The sequence below is a fragment of the Azospirillum sp. UENF 312511 genome (assembly GCF_058780635.1).
This window is the reverse complement of the sequence record NZ_JBSNCG010000004.1, coordinates 509,378-526,816: the sequence shown is the minus strand read 5'-3', so window position 1 is coordinate 526,816 and position 17,439 is coordinate 509,378. Positions and strand designations below refer to the sequence as shown.

The window sequence follows — 17,439 nt, the reverse complement described above, 5'->3', positions numbered from 1 at the left end:
GGAGCGTCCGGCAAAAGCGCAACCCCCTCACCGGCCCTCCGGGCCACCCTCTCCCCAGAGGGGAGAGGGTTGAAAATGAGGATGCTTCGAACCGGCGTTCATTCGCCCGTGGTGAACTTCACGAATTTCTGTTCGCCGTTCTCCAGGCGGAACACCGCGACCGGTTTCTGCGCCACACCGTTCTTGCGGAAGGTCAGAAGTCTTGCCGTAGACGCTGTCGAAGGTCGGATTCTCCCACAGCGCCTGCACCAGACGCTCCCCGCTGTAGTAATCGCCGCCCTTGGCCTTCGCCCGCCGGATCAGCTCGGCGATGACGTAGACGCCCTCGTAGTAGTTGGCGGCGTAGAAGTCGGGCATCTCGCCGAACTTCGCCTTGTAGGCGTCGGCGAAGCGCTTGGACCAGGGATTCTCGTCGGTGGCGGCGAAGTAGTCGGTGACGACCTCAACCCCCTCGGCGTGCTTGCCGGCGACCTTGGTGTCCTCGGCGGTCCATTCCATGCAGTAGACCGGCTGCTTCATGCCCAGCTCGCGCATGCGCTTCACCGCCAGCCCGGCCTGCGGCGTGGTCGGCCAGTTGGCGATGGCGTCGGGCTGGGAGGCGCGCAGCTTGGCGACCTGGGTGTCGATGTTGGCGGCGTCGGCCTGGAACTGCTCGGCGGCGACCATCTTCAGCCCCATGCCCTCCCACGCCTTGGTGGTGGCGGCGATGGTGGCGTCGCCGAACTCCGACTTGATGGCGATCTGGGCGAGCTTCCTGGCCCCCTGCTCGGCCGCGCGGTGGGCGATGCCGGCGGCCAGATCCGACGCCATGGAGCGGATGTTGAACATGTAGGGGGAGGTGCCGACCGTCTGGGCGCTGACCCCGCCGCCGTTGATCATCATCACCTTCTTCTGGTCGCCGATGGGCATGGTGGCCAGCGTCACCGTGGAGAAGGAGGGGAGCACCGCCTTCACCCCCTCGACGTCGATCAGCCGGTTCATGCCGGCGACCGCCGCCTGGGCGCTGCCGCTCTTGTGGTCCTCGATGACCAGCTGCAGCTTGATGCCGTCGATGCCCCCCTGGGCGTTGATCTCGTCCACCGCGAGCTGCGCCCCGGCGCTCATCACCTTGCCGTAGTGGGGCGAGGCGCCGGTCATCGCGAAGATGCCGCCGATCTTGTAGACCGCCGGATCGGCGGCCAGGGCGGCGCCGCCGGTGAGCGCGCTGGTCAGCACGAGCGCGGCGAACAGGGTGCGTTTCGACATCGTTCCCTCCCAGGAATCCGTTGTTCGGGGGTGACGCGGTCCCGTTGGCGGGACTCGTTGCCGTTTCAAAAGAAATCAGCGGGCAAAAGACAGCCCGGACAGCAGCCGCCGGACGGACGGCGCCGCGTGGTTCTCGGCCAGCAGCGGGGCCAGCCGCGCGGTCTTTTCCGCCATCGATGGGCGGTCCTCCATCCGCAGGATGCGCCGGCCCGCAGCCAGGGCGTCCAGTCGGTCGCGGTAGTAGGCGATGCGCGCCTCCGCCGTCTCGGCGAAGCCGTCTGCGGGCAGGATCTCCGTCAGGAAGCCGAAGCCGTAGGCCTGCGCCGCGTCCATCATCCGACCCCCCGCCAGGATCTGGAAGGCCAGCGCCGCCGGCAGCCGTTCCGTCAGGGCAGCGTGGACGAAGGCCGGGTAGAGGCCGAAGCGCATCTCCGGAAAGCCGAACTGCACATCGTCGGCGCCCAGCACGAGGTCGCTGAGGCACGCCACGATGCAGCCGGCGCCCAGCGTCCGGCCGTGGACCACGCTGATCACCGGCACCGCCGATCCATGCAGCGCCTGCATCGCCGCCCGCAGCGCCTCCTCCTGGGCGGCGAAGGCCTCGGCACCGCGGCTCATCTCGGCGACATCGCCGCCGGCGCAGAAGCCGCGCGGTCCGGCGCCATCGATCGCCACCAGGGCCGCGCCGTCGGCGGGCGCGCCGTCCACGGCCTCGGCCAGCGCCCGCAGGGTCGCGGTGTCGAGCGCGTTGATCTTCGCAGGGCGGTTCAGAGTGATGCGCCGCAGATCGCCGTCGTCGCGGACGAGAAGCGTGCCGGTCATGACGCCACCGTCCCCGGCCGGTGCAGGATGCGTCCGGCGATCACCGTTTCCCCATGCTGGTTGTCGATCCAGACGTCGTAGCCGTCGCCGTCGGTGCGGCGCTGGCCGCCCGCGGTCACCACGTCGTCCTCGCGTACCGGGCGCAGGAAGCGGATGTCCAGCGTCGCGCCGGACACCGCCGCTTCGCCCAGGCTGCGGCGGACCGACTGCCAGAGCAGGTTCACCGACAGCAGGCCGTGGGCGATGATGCCCTTCATCGGCGTCGTCGCCGCAAAGTCGGGATCGACGTGGATCGGGTTGAAATCGTCGGTCAGCTCGGCGTAGAGCCGGATCGCCGCGCGATCGATCCGCTTGGTGACCGGGGTCAGGCGGTCGATGGTGGTCGTCCCGTCCGCCATGGTCAGGCCGCCCACAGGATGGTCATGCGGCCGCGGAAGCAGGGGGTGCCGTCCTCCCCCACCGTCTCGGTGTCGAAATGGACCCAGCGACGGTCGCGCTTCAGCTCCTTTCCGGCGCAGGCGATGCGGGTGGTCAAGCGCTCCCCGACCGCCGGGCGGCGCAGCATCTCGTACCGCTGGGAGCCGTGGATGTTCCCTGGCGGGCGCGGCACGACGAGGCTGGAATAGGCCCGCATGGTGGCCACCGCGATCATCCCGGCGGGCATCCGCCCGTCCGGCGGGTCGTCGGGGTAGAGGCTGGTCCAGCGCTCCATCAGCGCGTCGGACAGGTGAAGCTCCTCGGCGCCGAAGGCGGCGCCCTCCCGGAGCGTGTCGAACAGATGCATGGATGGTCCCTCCCGAAGGGTTGGGTTCATTCCACCAGAAGCCGGACCTGCGGCAGCGCGCCGCCGCCGGCCAGCGGCTCGAACAGGACGCAGACGCGCAGGCCGATGCGGGCGTCCGAGGGTGGGCAACCGCGCAGATTGACCATCAGGCGGAAGCCATCGTCGAAATCGACCAGCGCCAGGACGTAGGGCGTGTCCGCCTTGAAGGCCGCGGTCGGCGCCCGGTGGACGATGGTGTAGCTGTGGATGGTGCCGAGCCCGGCGGACCGCTCCGTCCCCGGCCCTGCGGCCCGGCATTCGGTGCAGAAGGGCCGCGGCGGAAACTGGACGTGGCCGCAGGCGGCGCAGCGCTGAAAGGTCAGCGCCCCCTCCGCGCAGGCGTTCCAGAAGGCGCGGGTGTCGGCGGTGACCAGCGGAACGGGCTTCATGGGGGATGGATCGGTCGCAGTCATCGTCAGGCCCTCCCCAGGATCAGCGAGCAATGAGCCGACAGGATGCCGCCGTCGCCGTGAACGAAGGCGGTTTCCGCCCCCGCCACCTGCCGGGCCTCGGCCTCGCCGCGCAGTTGCCGCACCGCCTCGACGATGTGGAACATGCCGCCCGCCGCCCCCGAATGGCCGTAGGACAGCAGCCCGCCGTGGGTGTTGCAGGGCAGGACCCCGTCCAGCTCCAGCGCGCCGTCGAGGATCGCCGGACCGGCCTCCCCCTTCGCGAAGAAGCCGATGGATTCCAGCTCGGCCAGCAGGGTGATGGTGAAGCTGTCGTAGATCTCGGCCACGTCGATGTCCGCCGGGGTCAGCCCGGCCATGGCGAAGGCCTGCGCCGCCGATTGCCGGCAGCCGAAATCGGTCAGCGACGGCATGGCGAAGGCGTGTTCGTGCGTGTTCATCTGGCCGTAGCCGAGGATCGACACCGCGCGGTCCGTATGATCGGCCGCCGCGTCGGCGGCGCTGATCACCAGGGCGGCGCCACCATCCGAGACGAGGCAGCAATCGAACAGCCGCAGCGGATCGGCGATCATGCGGGCGGACAGCGCCTGCTCCATGGTCAGCGGGTCGCGCGCCTGGGCCTTGGGGTGGCGGCGGGCGTGGCCGCGCTGGGTGACGGAGATGGCGGCGAGATGCTCCGCCGTGACGCCGCGTTCATACATGCAGCGCCGGGCGACCAGCGCGTAGGCTGCGGGGATCGACATGCCGTAGGGGCGTTCGAACTGCGGATGCCCGACCTCGGCCAATGCAGCGACGGCGCCGCTGCGCCCCAGCCCGGTCAGCCGGTTGTCGGCGCAGACGGCCAGGACGTTGCGGCAGATGCCCGCCCGCACCAGCGCCGCCGCCTGCATCACCAGCGCGCAGGCGGTCGCCCCGCCGGCTTGGACGGCGGCGCTGTAGGACGGCGCGATGCCGAAATACTCGTTGAAGACCGACGACAGCATCAGATGCGGCTCGGCCAGCGAATAGGCGCAGAGCACGCCGTCCACCTCGTCCGCCCGCAGGCCGGCGTCGGCCAGCGCCGCGGACGCCGCTTCGGCGTGAAGCGCCATGCAGCCGCTGCCGTCCAGCCGTCCGATGGCGGTGTCGGCGGCTCCGGAGATCACCGGGGTCATCGCGTGGTCTCCCGTGGGGAAAGTGGGGCGGCCGCCCGGCCCGGCCCGGCGAGCAGCCGCCCGATGCGCCGCGTGGTGTCGCGCAGGTCGGCGGCCATCGCCGCGGTCCGCTCGTCGGAGAACTGCGCGGTCAGCCCGACCGCGGACAGGGCCAGAAAGGGCCGGCCCTCGTCGTCGAGGATCGGGCTGGACACCGTCGTCACGCCGCGCGTGAAGCCATCGCGGTCCACCGCGTAGCCGGCAGTCCGCGCCTCCTCCACCTCGGCCAGGAATTGCTCGAAGGGCGGCGGGTTGTCCTGGCGGACGGCGGCGTACTGGCGGCGCATCTCCTCCACCGGCAGGCCAGCGTGCGCCGCCATGCAGCGGCCGAGCGCGCCGACCAGCAGCGGCAGCCGGTGGCCGATCCGCATGTGGATCTGGATGGCCGAGCTGGACACCGCCTGATCCACCAGCATGACGCGGTGGTCGCTGACCCGCAGCCACGCCGTCATCGGCGTCTGCCACACGGCGGCCAGCCGCTCCAGCTCCGGATGGAGCAGCCGGGTGTAGCCGACCTGATCGAGCGCGCTGCCCGCCAGCTCCAGCAGTCCGGCGCCCAGCCGGTAGGCCTTGCCGACCTCCTCGAACTGGACCACCCGCTCCGCGGCCAGGGTCTTCAGGATGTTGAAGCAGGTGCTCGGGTTGAGGCCGAGCGCGCGGGCGACCTGCGCGCTCGACACCGCCCCGTCCTGCGCCGCCAGATGGCGCAGGATCGCGAAGGCGCTGACCACCGCGCCGACCGGCTTGCCGGCGTTGAAGGTCGTCGAAAGGGTGAAGGACTCCCGGTCCTGGTCGTCGGTGAGCATGGCGCGCTCTCCGTTCTCTATTGAGAATTTTATTTTCTATAAAGATTATGAGTGCGCAAATATTGTTGGTCAAACGAATTATCGGTCCTTTGCATTGTTTGAAATGCATACCCCCATAGTCATTTTGCACGGCTGCTCCCCTCCGCATCCCGAACGCAAAACGGCCCCGCCGGGAGGGGCGGGGCCGTTCGTGCCGTACGATGGTGGCGCCTGCGGATCACCAGGCCAGTTCGAGGATCTCCCGGACGTCGTCCTCACCGGTGACCGGACGCGGGTTGCTGCGGACCATCATGTTCTGCATGGCCCCGGCGGCGATGGCGGCGAAATGGTCGCGCGTCACGCCGACCGCCCGCAGGCTGTCGGGCTGCCCCAGGGCGCGCACCAGATCGGCGACCGCCGCCGCCGCGTCGCCGTCCTCCCGCCCCAGCGCCTGCGCCACCAGCCGTTGGCGGTCGGCGTTCACCGGGTGGTTCCAGCGCAGCACGCTGGGCAGCATGACGCAGGAGCAATGGCCGTGCGGCACGTTGGCGACGGCGCCGAGCTGGTGGCCGATGCCGTGGCTGGCCCCCCACTCCACCCGGCCCAGCCCGGTCGAGGCCAGCCAGACGCCGAGCTGGCTGTCCAGCCGGGCGTCGAGATCGTCCGGCCTCTCCCGGTTTGCGGGGAGGGAGCGCGCCAGCATCGCCAGCCCGTGCAGGCAGGTCGCGTCGGTGAAGGCCTGGGGCTTGCGGGAACAGACCGTCTCCACCGCGTGGTCGACGGCGCGGATGCCGGTGGACAGCCACAGCCGCTCCGGCGTGTGGACAGTCACGGCGGGGTCGAGGATGACCACCTGCCCGCCGATGTGCCGCCCGGTGTAGAGGTCCTTGACCCGGCGATCGGGGTCGGTGGCCCCGCCGAGGTTGGAGAATTCGGCGCCCGACAGGGTGGTCGGCACGATGATCTGGCGCAGCGGCGGGTCCTTCACCGCCGGGACGATGCGGGTCCCGTCCTCGGCGACGCGGATGCGCACGGCGTCGAATCCGGCGGTGTCGGTGATGCGCTCGGCCAAGGCGACCAGGGCGACCTTCACCGTGTCCATGGGCGTGCCGCCGCCGACCGTGACGATCAGGTCCGGCTCCAGCCGCCGCACCTCCTCCACCAGCGCCAGGACGGAGGCGCGCGGCACATGCTCGACGCAGGAGTCGAAGACCCCGGCGCAACGCGCACCCAGCGCGTCGCGGATGGCGGCGACGACGCCCGTGGCTCGGCTTAGCGTCCGGCTCGCCACGATCAGTGCGCGCTGTTTTCCCAGCTTGGCGACGGTTTCCGCCACCGCCTCCGCCGCCGGGCGGCCGTAGATGACGCGGTCCTGCGCCAGGAACTCGTAGACACCCGATTGCATGGTGGTTTCCTCCCGTTGTCGATTGGTCCGGGAGGGGCACAACGGCCCCCTCCCTAACTCTCCCCCTCTACGAGGTGGAGGGGACTGCCGCCGCTTCGCAGAAGGCACCCTCTCCCGCAAAGCGGGGGAGGGTCGGGGTGGGGGCACGCGGCTGCCGCACCCTCACCCGCCCAGATACGCCGCCGACAGCGCCGGGTCGGCGGCCAGCTCCGCCGCCGGACCGCCGCGCACCACCTGCCCGCGCCGCAGCACGCAGCCGGAATGGGCGACGCGCAAGGCGATGGCCGCCACCTGCTCGCACAGCAGGATGGTGGTGCCGCGCTCGCGGCAGACGGACTCGATGAAGCCGAAGATCTGCTGCACGATCACCGGGGCCAGCCCCAGCGACGGCTCGTCGAGCAGCAGGTAGCGCGGCTCGTGGATCAGCGCCGCCGACAGGATGACCATCTGCTGCTGGCCGCCCGACAGCATGCCCGCCGGGGTCTGCCGCCGCGGCGCCAGCATGGGGAACTGCTCGTAGACGCGGTCGGCCACCGCCCGAAAGCTGCCGCCGCGGTTGCGGAAGTCCCAGGCGACCTTCAGGTTCTCCTCCACCGTCATGCGGTGGAACAGCCGGCGCCCCTCCAGCGCGTGCGACAGGCCGCGGCGCGCCCGCTCGTGCGGAGGAAGCCCGGTGATGTCGTCGCCGTCCAGCGTGATGCGCCCCGCCGTCGCCGGGACCAAGCCGGAAATCGCCTTCATCAGCGAGGATTTGCCGGCCCCGTTAGCGCCCAGGATGGCGGTGATGGTCCCCGGCTCGGCCCGTAGCGTGACGCCGCGCACCGCCTCCACCGGTCCGTAGCGGACCTCCAGCCCGTGGATTTCGAGGCCCCCCGCAGGATTGATCTGCTCAGGCATGGACGGCCTCCCCCGGGTGGGTTTCGGTGCCGAGATAGGCGGCGACCACCGCTGGGTCGCGGTACATGCCGGCCATGCCGCCCTGGTAGATGACCCGCCCGCTGTCCAGCACGACCACGCGGTCGACCAGCTCGTTGAGGAAATCCATGTGGTGCTCGATCAGGATCACGCCGACACCCCGTTCCTTCAGATGGCGGACCAGCCCGCCCAGCCGTTGCAGTTCGACCTCCGACAGGCCCGCCGCCGGCTCGTCGAGCATGACGAGGCGCGGGTCGGCGAGGATGACGCGCGACAGCTCGGTCATCCGCTGGTCGCCGTAGGGCAGGTCGCGCACCGGCGTGTCGGCCAGATGCGACAGGCCGGCCATGGCGATGATGGCGTCGGCGCGGCCGAGCATCGTTGCATCCTCGCGCAGGGCGCCCGGCAGGTTCAGCGCCGCCGCCAGCGGGTTCTGCCGGTAGAGCCGGTGCCCGCCGAGCAGCACGTTCTCGCGCACCGTGAAGGCGGGGACCAGCCGCGGGTCCTGGAAGGTGCGCAGCGCGCCCCGCCGGGCCACCGCGTGGTCGGGCAGTCCGGTGATGGCGGCGCCGTCGAAGGTCACGCGCCCGTCGCCCGGCCGGTAGATGCCGCTGATGATGTTGACCAGCGTGCTCTTGCCCGACCCGTTCGGCCCGACGAGGCCGAGGATCTCCCCCGCCCCCACGGCGACCGACGCGTTGTCGAGCGCCCGCAGCCCGAGGAAGCTGATGGACACCCCCTCCGCGCTCAGCAGCGGCCCGCTCCCCGATGGTTTCGGCGCGGCCGGCGGCGCGGCCGGCAGCGGCGCCACGTCCTTGGCGAAGCGCGGGCGCGGCAGCAGCAGCCCAGCCAGCCCGCGCGGCAGCAGGACGAAGGACAGCAGCAGGATCAGGCCGTAGACCATGAACTGGTACTCGGCGAAGATCTGGAGCTTCTCCGGCAGGTAGGTAAAGACGACGGCGCCCAGCACCGGCCCGGCCAGCGTGCCCAGCCCGCCGACCACCGCCATCACCAGCACCTCCACCGAGCGGTGCAGCCCGAAGGTCTCCGGCCCGAGATAGCCGACGAGATGGGCGTAGAAGCCCCCCGCCAGCCCGGCCAGCGCGGCGCTGAGCATGTAGGCGTTGCGCTTGGTGCGTGCGCGCGGCACGCCGATGCTGCCGGCAGCGACCTCGCTGACATGGATGGCGAAGAAGGCGCGGCCGAAGGGGCTGGTGACGAAGTTCCGCAGCAGCCACACCACGCCCGCCACCACAGCCAGCATGATCTGGAAATAGGCGGTCGGGCCGACGGACCAGCCGAACAGGGTCAGCGTCCGCAGGCCGGGCGACGGCACGCCGCTCAGCCCCATCATGCCGCCGGTGACCGAGGTCCACTCGCGCACCACCTCGTAGAAGATCATGCCGAAGCCGAGCGTCATCATGGCGAGGTAGAACTCGCGCACCCGCCCGGCGGCGAAGGACAGCAGCCAGCCGCTCACCGCTCCCATCGCCGCCCCGGCCAGCAGGGTCAGCGGCAGCGGAAGGCCGAAGTTCTTCATCAGCAGGGCGGAGCCGTAGGCGCCGATGCCGAGAAAGCCGGCGTGGCCCAGCGAGATCTGGCCGGCGACACCGGTCAGCAGGTTGATGCTCTGGGCCAGCAGGACGTTGACGAGGAGGAAGGACCAGATCTGCACGGTGGCGCCGCTGACGAACTCCGCCGCGACGCCCAGCGCCACCAGCAGGGCCGCGACCACCGGGGTCCGGGTGAGGAAGGAGAGGAGATTCCGCATCGCTGGCCCTTACACCTTCGTGAATTCCTTGCGGCCGAACAGGCCCTGCGGGCGGATGGCGAGGATCACCATCAGGATGGCAAAGGCCATGCCATGTTCGGCGGCGGTGGAGACGTAGCCGCCGACCAGCTTCTCGATGACGCCGAGCGCAATGCCGCCGACCAGGGCGCCCGCGGTGTTGCCCATGCCGCCGAAGACCGCGGCGACGAAGCCCAGCACCATCAGGTTGAAGCCGAAGCTGGGATCGACGGTGCCGGTGATCTGCGCCACCATCACCCCGGCGATGCCGGCCAGCACGCCGCTGGCGACGAAGGACAGCACGATCACCCGGCGCACCGGGATGCCGGCCAGCGCCGCCGCGTCGGCGTCGTGCGACACCGCCCGCACCGCGCGGCCCCAGGCGGAGCGGCGCAGGAACAGCTCCATCGCCACCATCAGGGAGAGCGACAGGCCGAGCACGGCGAGATACTGCGACGACACCTGGACCCCGGCGATATCCACCGAATCCAGGCTGTCGAAGACCAGCGACGGGAAGGCGATGGCCTGCGACCCGAAGACGGTGGAGACGAAGCCCTGGAGGAAGATGCCGAGCCCCAGCGTGGACACCACCCAGCCCATGCTGTCGCCGGATTTCAGCAGCGGGCGGATGGCGATCCGCTCCGCCACCACCATCAGCCCGCCGGCCAGCAGGATGCCCAGCGGCACGGCGAGGGCCGCGGGCATCCCGGCCCCCAGCATCGCCACCGTCGCGACCGAGGCGGTCATCAGCAGCGAGCCCTGGCCGAAATTCAGCGTGCGCGTGGTCCAGAAGGTCAGCGACAGCCCCATGGCGATGAGCGCGTAGACCGCACCGACGCAGACGCCGGCGAAGATGAGTTGCAGCACGAAATGCATGGCGTCGTCCTTTTTCTTCCCTCTCCCCCGTCGCAGCACCCGCCTTTGAGTCCCCTCTCCCCAGAGGGGAGAGGGTTAGGGTGAGGGGGTCCCGCATCGCCTGCGCTTTCCGTCCCCCGACATCCCCCTCACCCCGACCCTCTCCCCAGAGGGGAGAGGGGGATCGCTCCGGAGACGAAAGAAGGAGAGAGGGGAACCCAATCAGTTCTTGACGATCGTCAGCCCGATCTTGTCGCCGGTCTTCGCGTACTCGAAGATCGCCACGTCCTCCGGCGCGATGGCGTGGTGCTTGGTGGCGGAGAAGGAATAGGTCGCGTTCACCCCGCGCAGGCCCTGGATGCCCTCGATGGCCGTCGCGATGGCCTTGGGATCGGTGGAGTTGGCGCGCTTGATGCCCTCGAACAGCACGTCGGCGGCGTCGTAGGCGTTGCTGACCGACAGCGACATGAAGATCTGCGGGCGCTGCGGGTCGTTGCCCCACCAGCGGTCGGTGCCGTACTTGGCCTTGTAGGCGTCGGCGAAGCCCTGGGCCGCCGGGTTCAGCGTCTCCTCGCCGAAGACGTAGACCATGGAGCCGCGCGTGCCGGTCACCAGATCGCCGGCGGCCTCCTGGTAGGGGATCGACAGGGCGCCGTTGGAGGCGACCAGCGGCACGTTGAAGTTCAGCCGCGCCATGGTGCGGCGGATCACCGCCAGATCGGCGCCCAGCCCGACGCAAACCACCACGTCGGCCCCGGCCCGCTGGAGGCGGGCGATCTGCGCCGTCACGTCCTGGGCACGCTGGTTGTAGGTTTCCGTCGCCACGACGGCACCGCCCGCCGCCTTCAGCTCCTTGGCGATCATGTCGGCGCCGGACACGCCGTAGGCCGTGCTCTCGTGAACCAGCCCCGGCTTCTTGAACTGCTTGGCGACGTAGCGGCCGAGCACCGTCGACTCGACGTCGTTCTGCAGAGCGAAGGAGAAGACGTTCGGGCGCGGCTTGCCGCCGTCCGGGTAGGTGACGGTCGGGGTCTGCGCCACCGGGTTCATGTAGGGGCGCCCGTCGGCGGCGGCCATCTCGATCACCGCCAGCGTCGGGCCGCTGCCCGCCGGGCCGATGATGGCGACCAGCTCCTTGTTGTCGAGCAGCCGCCGCATGTTCTGCACCGCACGGTCGGGCACGAGCTGGTCGTCGAGCAGCATCGCCAGCTCGACCTTCTTGCCGTTGATGCCGCCCTTGGCGTTCCACTTCTCGATGGCGAGTTCGACGCCGCGCCGCCCACCCTCGCCATACTCGTTGTAGGGGCCGGTGAGGGCCGAGGTCATGCCGATCTTGATGGTGTCCTGCGCGGCGGCGGAACCGGCGGACAGGGCGAGCGCCGAGGTCAGCGTGACGGCGGCCCCGAGCAAGCGAATGACGGAACGACGGTGCATGGCGCTTTTCCCTCCCTTATGCGGCGGGGCCTGCGACCCAGCCTTTTTGAATGAACCATGATTCATTTTTCATCGAGAATGTAACGCGCGCCAACTGTCAGCGCAACGGTGTATTTGAGTGGGATGCGCTTAAGACAGAACCCGCACCAAACCTCCCCGCCAGGTAATCGCATCTGACCCTCATAGCCCTCTCCCCTCTGGGGAGAGGGTGGCCCGAAGGGCCGGTGAGGGGGTTGCGCATGGCGATATGTCCGGCAAAAGCGCATCCCCCTCACCCTAACCCTCTCCCCAGAGGGGAGAGGGAGCTTGTGATAGCTCCACCCAGCAGGAAGGAGCCAGCGTGGGGGCAAACAGACCGCTTGACTGAAACATGAATCATCATTCATTGTTTGGTCGACCAACGGAGCATCGACTCCGCACCGCGCTTTCCCACACACACCGGCGGGGCGCGGAAGAAACGCGAAGGGAGGCATCCATGCCGTCATCCGCCGCTCAGGCAGATCCGATTCCGGCCAACCCAATCCCAACCGACCGGCGGCTGGCGCTCCACCGCACCATGCAGACGATCCGGGCGACCGAAACCACCCTGTCCCGGCTGTTCGCCGACGGTGAGATCCCCGGCTTCATCCATCTCAGCGTCGGGCAGGAGGCGGTCGCCGCCGGGGTCGTCGGCGCGCTGGGGCCGCGGGACAGCTTCGCCACCACCCACCGCGGCCACGGCCACGTGCTGGCCCGCGGCGTGAGGCTCGACCTGTTCTTCAAGGAGATCATGGGGCGGGCCGGCGGCATCTGCGGCGGGCGCGGCGGCTCCATGCACGTCGCCGACCTGTCGCTGGGCGTGCTGGGGGCCAACGGCATCGTCGGGGCCGGGCTGCCGCTCGCCACCGGAAGCGCGCTCGCCCACCAGACGCGGCGCACCGGCGGCGTGGCGGTCGCCTTCTTCGGCGACGGCGCCATGGCCGAAGGCGCCCTGCACGAATGCCTGAACATGGCGGCGCTGTGGAAGCTGCCGATGGTCTTCGTCTGCGAGAACAACGGCTGGTCGGAATTCTCGCCGACCTCCACCCAGTTCGCCGCGACCCTGGACAAGCTGGGTGCGGCCTTCGGCGTGCCGCACCGCCGGGTGGACGGCAACGACGTGGCCGCCGTCGCCGAGGCCGCCGCGGAGGTGGTGGAGGCCGCCCGCGGCGGCGGCCCGCGCATCCTGGAATGCCTGACCACCCGCTGGCACGGCCATTTCGAGGGCGATCCGCAGCGCTACCGCAACGCCGACGAGATCGCCGGCCTGCCGCAGAACGACCCGCTGCGCCGCTCCGCCGAGGCGCTGCTCGCCGCCGGTGTCGAGGAATCGGCGCTCGCCGCCCTCGTCGATGCCGTGGACGCCGAAATCCGCGACGCCCTGGAGGCCGCCCGCGCCGACGCCCTGCCCGACGTGGACGCCGCCTTCCGCGACGTCTACACGCCGACCACCCTCACCGCCGGGGCCTGACCGCCGATGCCGAAGCCTTTGCGCTATGTGAACGCCGTCGCCCAGGCCCTCAACGACGCGATGGCCGCCGACCCCGCCGTGATGCTGATGGGCGAGGACGTGGCCGCCGCCGGGGGACCGTTCAAGGCGACCCGCGGCCTGCTCGACGCCCACGGGCCGGAGCGGGTGCGCGACACGCCGATCTCCGAGGCCTCCCTGGTCGGCGCCGCCGTCGGGGCCGCGCTGACCGGCATGAAGCCGGTGGTCGAAATCATGTTCATGGATTTCGTGACGCTCGCCATGGACGCCGTGGTCAACCAGGCCGCCAAGGCCCGCTTCATGTTCGGCGGGCAGTGCAGCGTGCCGATGGTTCTGCGCACGCCGCACGGCGGCGGGCTGAACGCCGGGCCGCAGCATTCGCAGTGCCTGGAGGCGTGGTTCGCCCACATCCCCGGCCTGCGCGTCGTCTGCCCGGCCACCGTCGCCGACGCCTACAGCCTGCTGCGCGCCGCCATCGAGGCGCCGGACCCCGTCGTCGTCGTCGAGAACAAGGCGCTCTACGCGCTCCAGGGCGACATCGACGTGACCGCCCCGCGCGAGGTCGGCAAGGCGCGCATCGACCGGGCGGGCCGCGACGCCACCATCGTCACCTACGGCGCCACCCTCTACGCCGCCCGCGCCGCCGCCGACCGGCTGGCCGCCGAGGGCATCGAGGCGGAAATCGTCGATCTGCGCTGGATTCAGCCCTGGGACGAGGAGGCCGTCTTCGCCTCCGTCGCCAAGACCCACCGGGTGGTGATCGCGCACGAGGCGGTGCAGGCCTTCGGCGTCGGGGCGGAGATCGCCGCGCGCATCGCGTCGGACGCCTTCGACGACCTCGACGCCCCGGTGCTGCGGGTCGGCGCGCCCTTCATGCCCATCGCCTTCGCCAAGACCCTCGAAGCGGCCTATCTGCCCGACGCCGACCGGATCGTCGCGGCGGTCAAGAGCACGCTCGCCTGAACGCCCCACGGGAGGACCAGCATCATGACGGACGAACGCCCCATCCTCACCAGCCGCGACGGCGCCGTGGGCCTGATCACCATCAACCGCCCGGCGACCCTCAACGCGCTCGACGTGCCGACCCTGCTGGAGCTGGAACGGGCGCTGGGCGAGCTTGAGACCGACGACGGCGTGCACGTCATCGTCGTCACCGGGGCGGGCGAGCGCGCCTTCGTGGCCGGCGGCGACATCGCCGACCTCGACAGCCGCCAGGGCCTCGCCCACTATCTCGACTTCGCGGAGGTCGTGCACCGGGTGTTCCGCCGGTTCGAGACCTGCGACAAGCCGACCATCGCCGCCGTCAACGGCTGGGCGCTCGGCGGCGGGACCGAGTTGGTGCTGTCGCTCGACATCCGCATCGCCGCCGACAGCGCGAAGTTCGGCCTGCCGGAAATCAATCTCGGCCTGTTCCCCGGCGCCGGCGGCACCCAGCGCATCCTGCGCCAGATCCCGGCCTGCCGGGCGCGCGAGCTGGTCTTCACCGGCGACCAGTTCACCGCTGCGGAGGCCGTCGCCTGGGGGCTGGTCAACCGCGCCGTCCCCAAGGCCGATCTGATGGCCGAGGCGATGGCCACCGCCCAGAAGATCGCCGCCAAGTCACCGCTGATCCTGAAACTGACCAAGCGCACGCTGCGCCATGGCGCGGAAATGCCGCTCGGCGCCTCGCTGGCCTACGAGCAGGCGATGATCGGGCTGGTGCTGGACAGCCAAGACGCGCACGAGGGCTGCCGCGCCTTCCTGGAGAAGCGCAAGGCCGCCTTCACGGGGCAATGACCATGGTCCGCGAACTGGTGATGCCCAAGCTGGGGCTGACGATGACCGAGGGGGTGCTCGCCGAATGGCGGGTGTCACCCGGCCAGTCCTTCCGCAGCGGCGACGTGCTGCTCGTCGTCGAAACGGACAAGATCGCCTCGGAGGTCGAGGCCGACAGCGACGGCGTGCTGATCGAGACGACCATCCCGGCCGGGGAGACGGTGGCCGTCGGCACCCCGATCGCCCGCTGGTCCGCCGATGGCGCGGGCGCCGCCCCCGCTCCGGAACCGGCGGAGGCCCCCGCCGCGAAACCCGCCCCGACACCCGTCGCTGCCAACACCCGCCCCCTGCCCGCCCCGGTCCGCGCCAACGGGGAGCGCATCCTGTCGACGCCGCTTGCCCGCCGCCGCGCCGAGGGTTTGGGCGTCGATCTCGGGATGGTGACCGGCAGCGGCCCGCGTGGCCGCATCAAGGTGGCCGATGTCGAGGCGGCGGCTCAAACGCGGCCAGCGCCTCAGCCTGCACCCCAGGTGCCAAAGGTCGAGGCTTCCGCCGGGGAACGGTCGAAGCCCACCACCCTGCAGGCGACCGTCGCCCGCCGCCTGACCGCCGCCAAGCGCGACGTGCCGCACTTCTACCTCGCCGCCGAGGCCGAGGTGACGGAGCTCGCGGCCCTGCGCGACCGGCTGAACGCCGACACCGAATCCGGGCTGCCGCGCATTTCGATGACCCATCTGGTGCTGGCCGCGGTCGGTCGGGCGCTCGCCGCCATGCCGGAGATGGACCGGGTGTGGGATGACGAGCCTCCCGGCGGCGCGATCCTCGCCCTGGGCCGCGGCGACATCGGCATGGCGGTGGACACGCCGCGCGGGCTGGTCGCCCCGGTGCTGCGCGGGGCGGCGACCCTGCCGCTCGACCGGCTGGCGGCGGAGGCCGCGTCGCTGACCCGCCGCGCCCGTGACGGCCGCCTGACGGAGGAGGACTTCCAGGGCGGCGCCGTCACCGTGTCGAACGCCGGCATGCACAACGTCACCTACATGACCTCGATCATCAACCCCGGCCAGTCGAGCATCCTCGGCGTCGGCAGCGTCCGTTCCGTCTTCCGTCCCGACGACGCGGGCGCGCCGGTGCTGAAGCGCGAACTCGGCCTCGTCCTGTCGGCGGACCACCGGCTGTTCGACGGCGTGACCGCCCTGGCTTTCCTCAACCGCATCATTGCCGGGCTGGAGCGGCCGTTGCGCCTGCTTCGCGCACCCTGAACCAAAGCCGCCTGACCCAAGGAACGATTCCCCATGGACTTCCAGCTTTCCGAAGAACAGCGTCTGATGATCGAGACGGCGTCGCGCGTCGGCGCCGAGTTCGGTCCCGATTATTGGCGCGAGCAGGACGCGAAGAAGAGTTTCCCGACCGAAGCCTGGGCCGGCATCTGCGAATCCGGCCTCGGCGGTGTCTCCCTGCCGGAGGAGTATGGCGGCTCCGGCCTCGGCATGCTCGACATGGCGCTGGTGGTGGAGGCGCTGGCGGCGGCCGGCGGCGGCGCGACGCTGGCCCAGCTCTTCATGATCAACCCGATCTTCGGCGGCGTGGCGCTGGCGAAGTTCGGCAGCAAGGCGCAGAAGGACGCCATGCTGCCCGCCCTGATCCAGGGCAAGCTGAACTTCTGCATGGCGCTGACCGAGCCCAACGCCGGCTCCAACAGCCTGGAGATCCGCACCTTTGCCCACGCCGACGGGCAGGGCTGGCGGCTGAAGGGCCAGAAGATCTGGATCACCGGCGTGCCCGACGCGCAGAAGATGCTGGTGGTCGCCCGCACCACCCGGCTGGAGGAGGCCGGCCGCCGCACCGCCGGCATCAGCCTGTTCCTGATCGACGTCGACCGCGAAGGGCTCAGCCACCAGCCGATCGAGAAGGTCGGCACCAACACGCTGGCCTCCAGCACCGTCTATTTCGACGACGTGCGGATCGAGCCGGACGAGCTGATCGGCACGCTCGACGGCGGCTGGCACCAGCTTCTCGACGTGCTGAACACCGAGCGCATCGTCACCACCGCCGGACTGGTCGGCGCCGGCAGCCTCGCCATCCGGCTGGCGGTGGACTACGCCAAGGACCGCAAGGTCTTCGGCGACAAGCCGGTGGCCGCCTATCAGGGCGTCCAGTTCCCGCTCGCCCAGGCCCACGCCGAGCTGCAATGCGCACGGCTGATGAATCTGAAGGCGGCGTCCCTGTGCGACACGGGCCTGCCCTACGGCAGCGAGGCCAACATCGCCAAGCTGATCGCGGCGCAGGCGGCGTCCCACGCCATCGAGCGGTCGATGCAGGCGATGGGCGGCATGGGCTACGCCAAGGAATACCATGTCGAGCGGCTGTGGCGCGACGCAAGGCTGTTCCGCTTCGCCCCGGTGTCGGAAGAGATGGTGCTGAACTTCATCGCCATGCACGATCTCGGCATGCCGAAATCCTACTGAAGCGGATTACGATCCGCTTCGGACCGGGACCGCGGT

The 17,439-nt window shown here is 70.5% G+C and carries 17 protein-coding genes; 5 read left to right on the top strand and 12 right to left on the bottom strand.

All coding sequences use genetic code 11. The features are described 5' to 3' along the window. Positions 1-27 precede the first annotated feature (27 nt). From ACWPN7_RS27785 to ACWPN7_RS27730, 12 genes are all read right to left on the bottom strand, one after another. Positions 28-1,245 (bottom strand): ABC transporter substrate-binding protein, encoded by a 1,218-nt coding sequence (locus ACWPN7_RS27785; protein WP_492273523.1) that lies wholly within the window; start codon positions 1,243-1,245, stop codon positions 28-30. Between the two features lie 75 nt (positions 1,246-1,320). Continuing rightward, entirely contained in the window at positions 1,321-2,067 is a 747-nt protein-coding gene (locus ACWPN7_RS27780; protein ID WP_014198891.1) for an enoyl-CoA hydratase/isomerase family protein, read from the bottom strand. Then, positions 2,064-2,465: a MaoC family dehydratase gene (locus ACWPN7_RS27775; protein WP_103039419.1), complete on the bottom strand. Its 402-nt coding sequence runs from the start codon at positions 2,463-2,465 to the stop codon at positions 2,064-2,066. Before ACWPN7_RS27775 ends, ACWPN7_RS27780 begins: the two co-directional genes overlap by 4 nt. Positions 2,466-2,467: 2 nt before the next feature. Continuing rightward, positions 2,468-2,851: a MaoC family dehydratase gene (locus tag ACWPN7_RS27770; RefSeq protein ID WP_014198889.1), complete on the bottom strand. Its 384-nt coding sequence runs from the start codon at positions 2,849-2,851 to the stop codon at positions 2,468-2,470. 26 nt (positions 2,852-2,877) lie between these two features. After that, positions 2,878-3,303 (bottom strand): Zn-ribbon domain-containing OB-fold protein, encoded by a 426-nt coding sequence (locus tag ACWPN7_RS27765; protein ID WP_459196316.1) that lies wholly within the window; start codon positions 3,301-3,303, stop codon positions 2,878-2,880. A gap of 2 nt (positions 3,304-3,305) precedes the next feature. Beyond that, complete coding sequence (locus ACWPN7_RS27760) at positions 3,306-4,454, bottom strand: thiolase family protein (RefSeq protein ID WP_040137598.1); 1,149 nt, start codon at positions 4,452-4,454, stop codon at positions 3,306-3,308. Continuing rightward, complete coding sequence (locus ACWPN7_RS27755; protein ID WP_040137599.1) at positions 4,451-5,299, bottom strand: IclR family transcriptional regulator; 849 nt, start codon at positions 5,297-5,299, stop codon at positions 4,451-4,453. Before ACWPN7_RS27755 ends, ACWPN7_RS27760 begins: the two co-directional genes overlap by 4 nt. A gap of 217 nt (positions 5,300-5,516) precedes the next feature. After that, positions 5,517-6,683, bottom strand: coding sequence for an iron-containing alcohol dehydrogenase (locus ACWPN7_RS27750; protein WP_459196315.1), 1,167 nt, complete (start codon positions 6,681-6,683; stop codon positions 5,517-5,519). Positions 6,684-6,845: 162 nt separating this feature from the next. Continuing rightward, positions 6,846-7,580 (bottom strand): ABC transporter ATP-binding protein, encoded by a 735-nt coding sequence (locus ACWPN7_RS27745; RefSeq protein ID WP_103039308.1) that lies wholly within the window; start codon positions 7,578-7,580, stop codon positions 6,846-6,848. Next, the gene (locus ACWPN7_RS27740) at positions 7,573-9,369 is read right to left on the bottom strand and encodes a branched-chain amino acid ABC transporter ATP-binding protein/permease (protein WP_103039309.1); all 1,797 of its coding nucleotides are present in this window, start codon (positions 9,367-9,369) and stop codon (positions 7,573-7,575) included. The genes ACWPN7_RS27745 and ACWPN7_RS27740 overlap by 8 nt, the downstream gene beginning before the upstream one ends. Before the next feature lie 9 nt (positions 9,370-9,378). After that, positions 9,379-10,263 carry a branched-chain amino acid ABC transporter permease gene (locus ACWPN7_RS27735; protein ID WP_459196314.1) on the bottom strand — a complete coding sequence of 295 codons (885 nt, stop codon included), beginning with the start codon at positions 10,261-10,263 and terminating at the stop codon, positions 9,379-9,381. A 201-nt stretch (positions 10,264-10,464) separates the two neighbouring features. Further along, complete coding sequence (locus ACWPN7_RS27730) at positions 10,465-11,676, bottom strand: ABC transporter substrate-binding protein (protein WP_459196313.1); 1,212 nt, start codon at positions 11,674-11,676, stop codon at positions 10,465-10,467. A 475-nt stretch (positions 11,677-12,151) separates the two neighbouring features. On the opposite strand from ACWPN7_RS27730, the gene ACWPN7_RS27725 reads away from it, so the two are divergent. Genes ACWPN7_RS27725 through ACWPN7_RS27705 form a run of 5 tightly spaced genes read left to right on the top strand, consistent with a single transcriptional unit; the run spans position 12,152 to position 17,403 of the window. Continuing rightward, entirely contained in the window at positions 12,152-13,165 is a 1,014-nt protein-coding gene (locus ACWPN7_RS27725; protein WP_200776646.1) for a thiamine pyrophosphate-dependent dehydrogenase E1 component subunit alpha, read from the top strand. A 6-nt stretch (positions 13,166-13,171) separates the two neighbouring features. After that, entirely contained in the window at positions 13,172-14,146 is a 975-nt protein-coding gene (locus ACWPN7_RS27720) for an alpha-ketoacid dehydrogenase subunit beta (protein ID WP_137142451.1), read from the top strand. A gap of 24 nt (positions 14,147-14,170) precedes the next feature. Next, positions 14,171-14,959, top strand: a complete 789-nt coding sequence (locus ACWPN7_RS27715; protein WP_456529293.1) for an enoyl-CoA hydratase/isomerase family protein — start codon at positions 14,171-14,173, stop codon at positions 14,957-14,959. 2 nt (positions 14,960-14,961) lie between these two features. Continuing rightward, positions 14,962-16,197: a dihydrolipoamide acetyltransferase family protein gene (locus ACWPN7_RS27710; protein WP_459196312.1), complete on the top strand. Its 1,236-nt coding sequence runs from the start codon at positions 14,962-14,964 to the stop codon at positions 16,195-16,197. Positions 16,198-16,230: 33 nt separating this feature from the next. After that, positions 16,231-17,403 (top strand): acyl-CoA dehydrogenase family protein, encoded by a 1,173-nt coding sequence (locus ACWPN7_RS27705; RefSeq protein WP_459196311.1) that lies wholly within the window; start codon positions 16,231-16,233, stop codon positions 17,401-17,403. Positions 17,404-17,439: the final 36 nt, after the last annotated feature.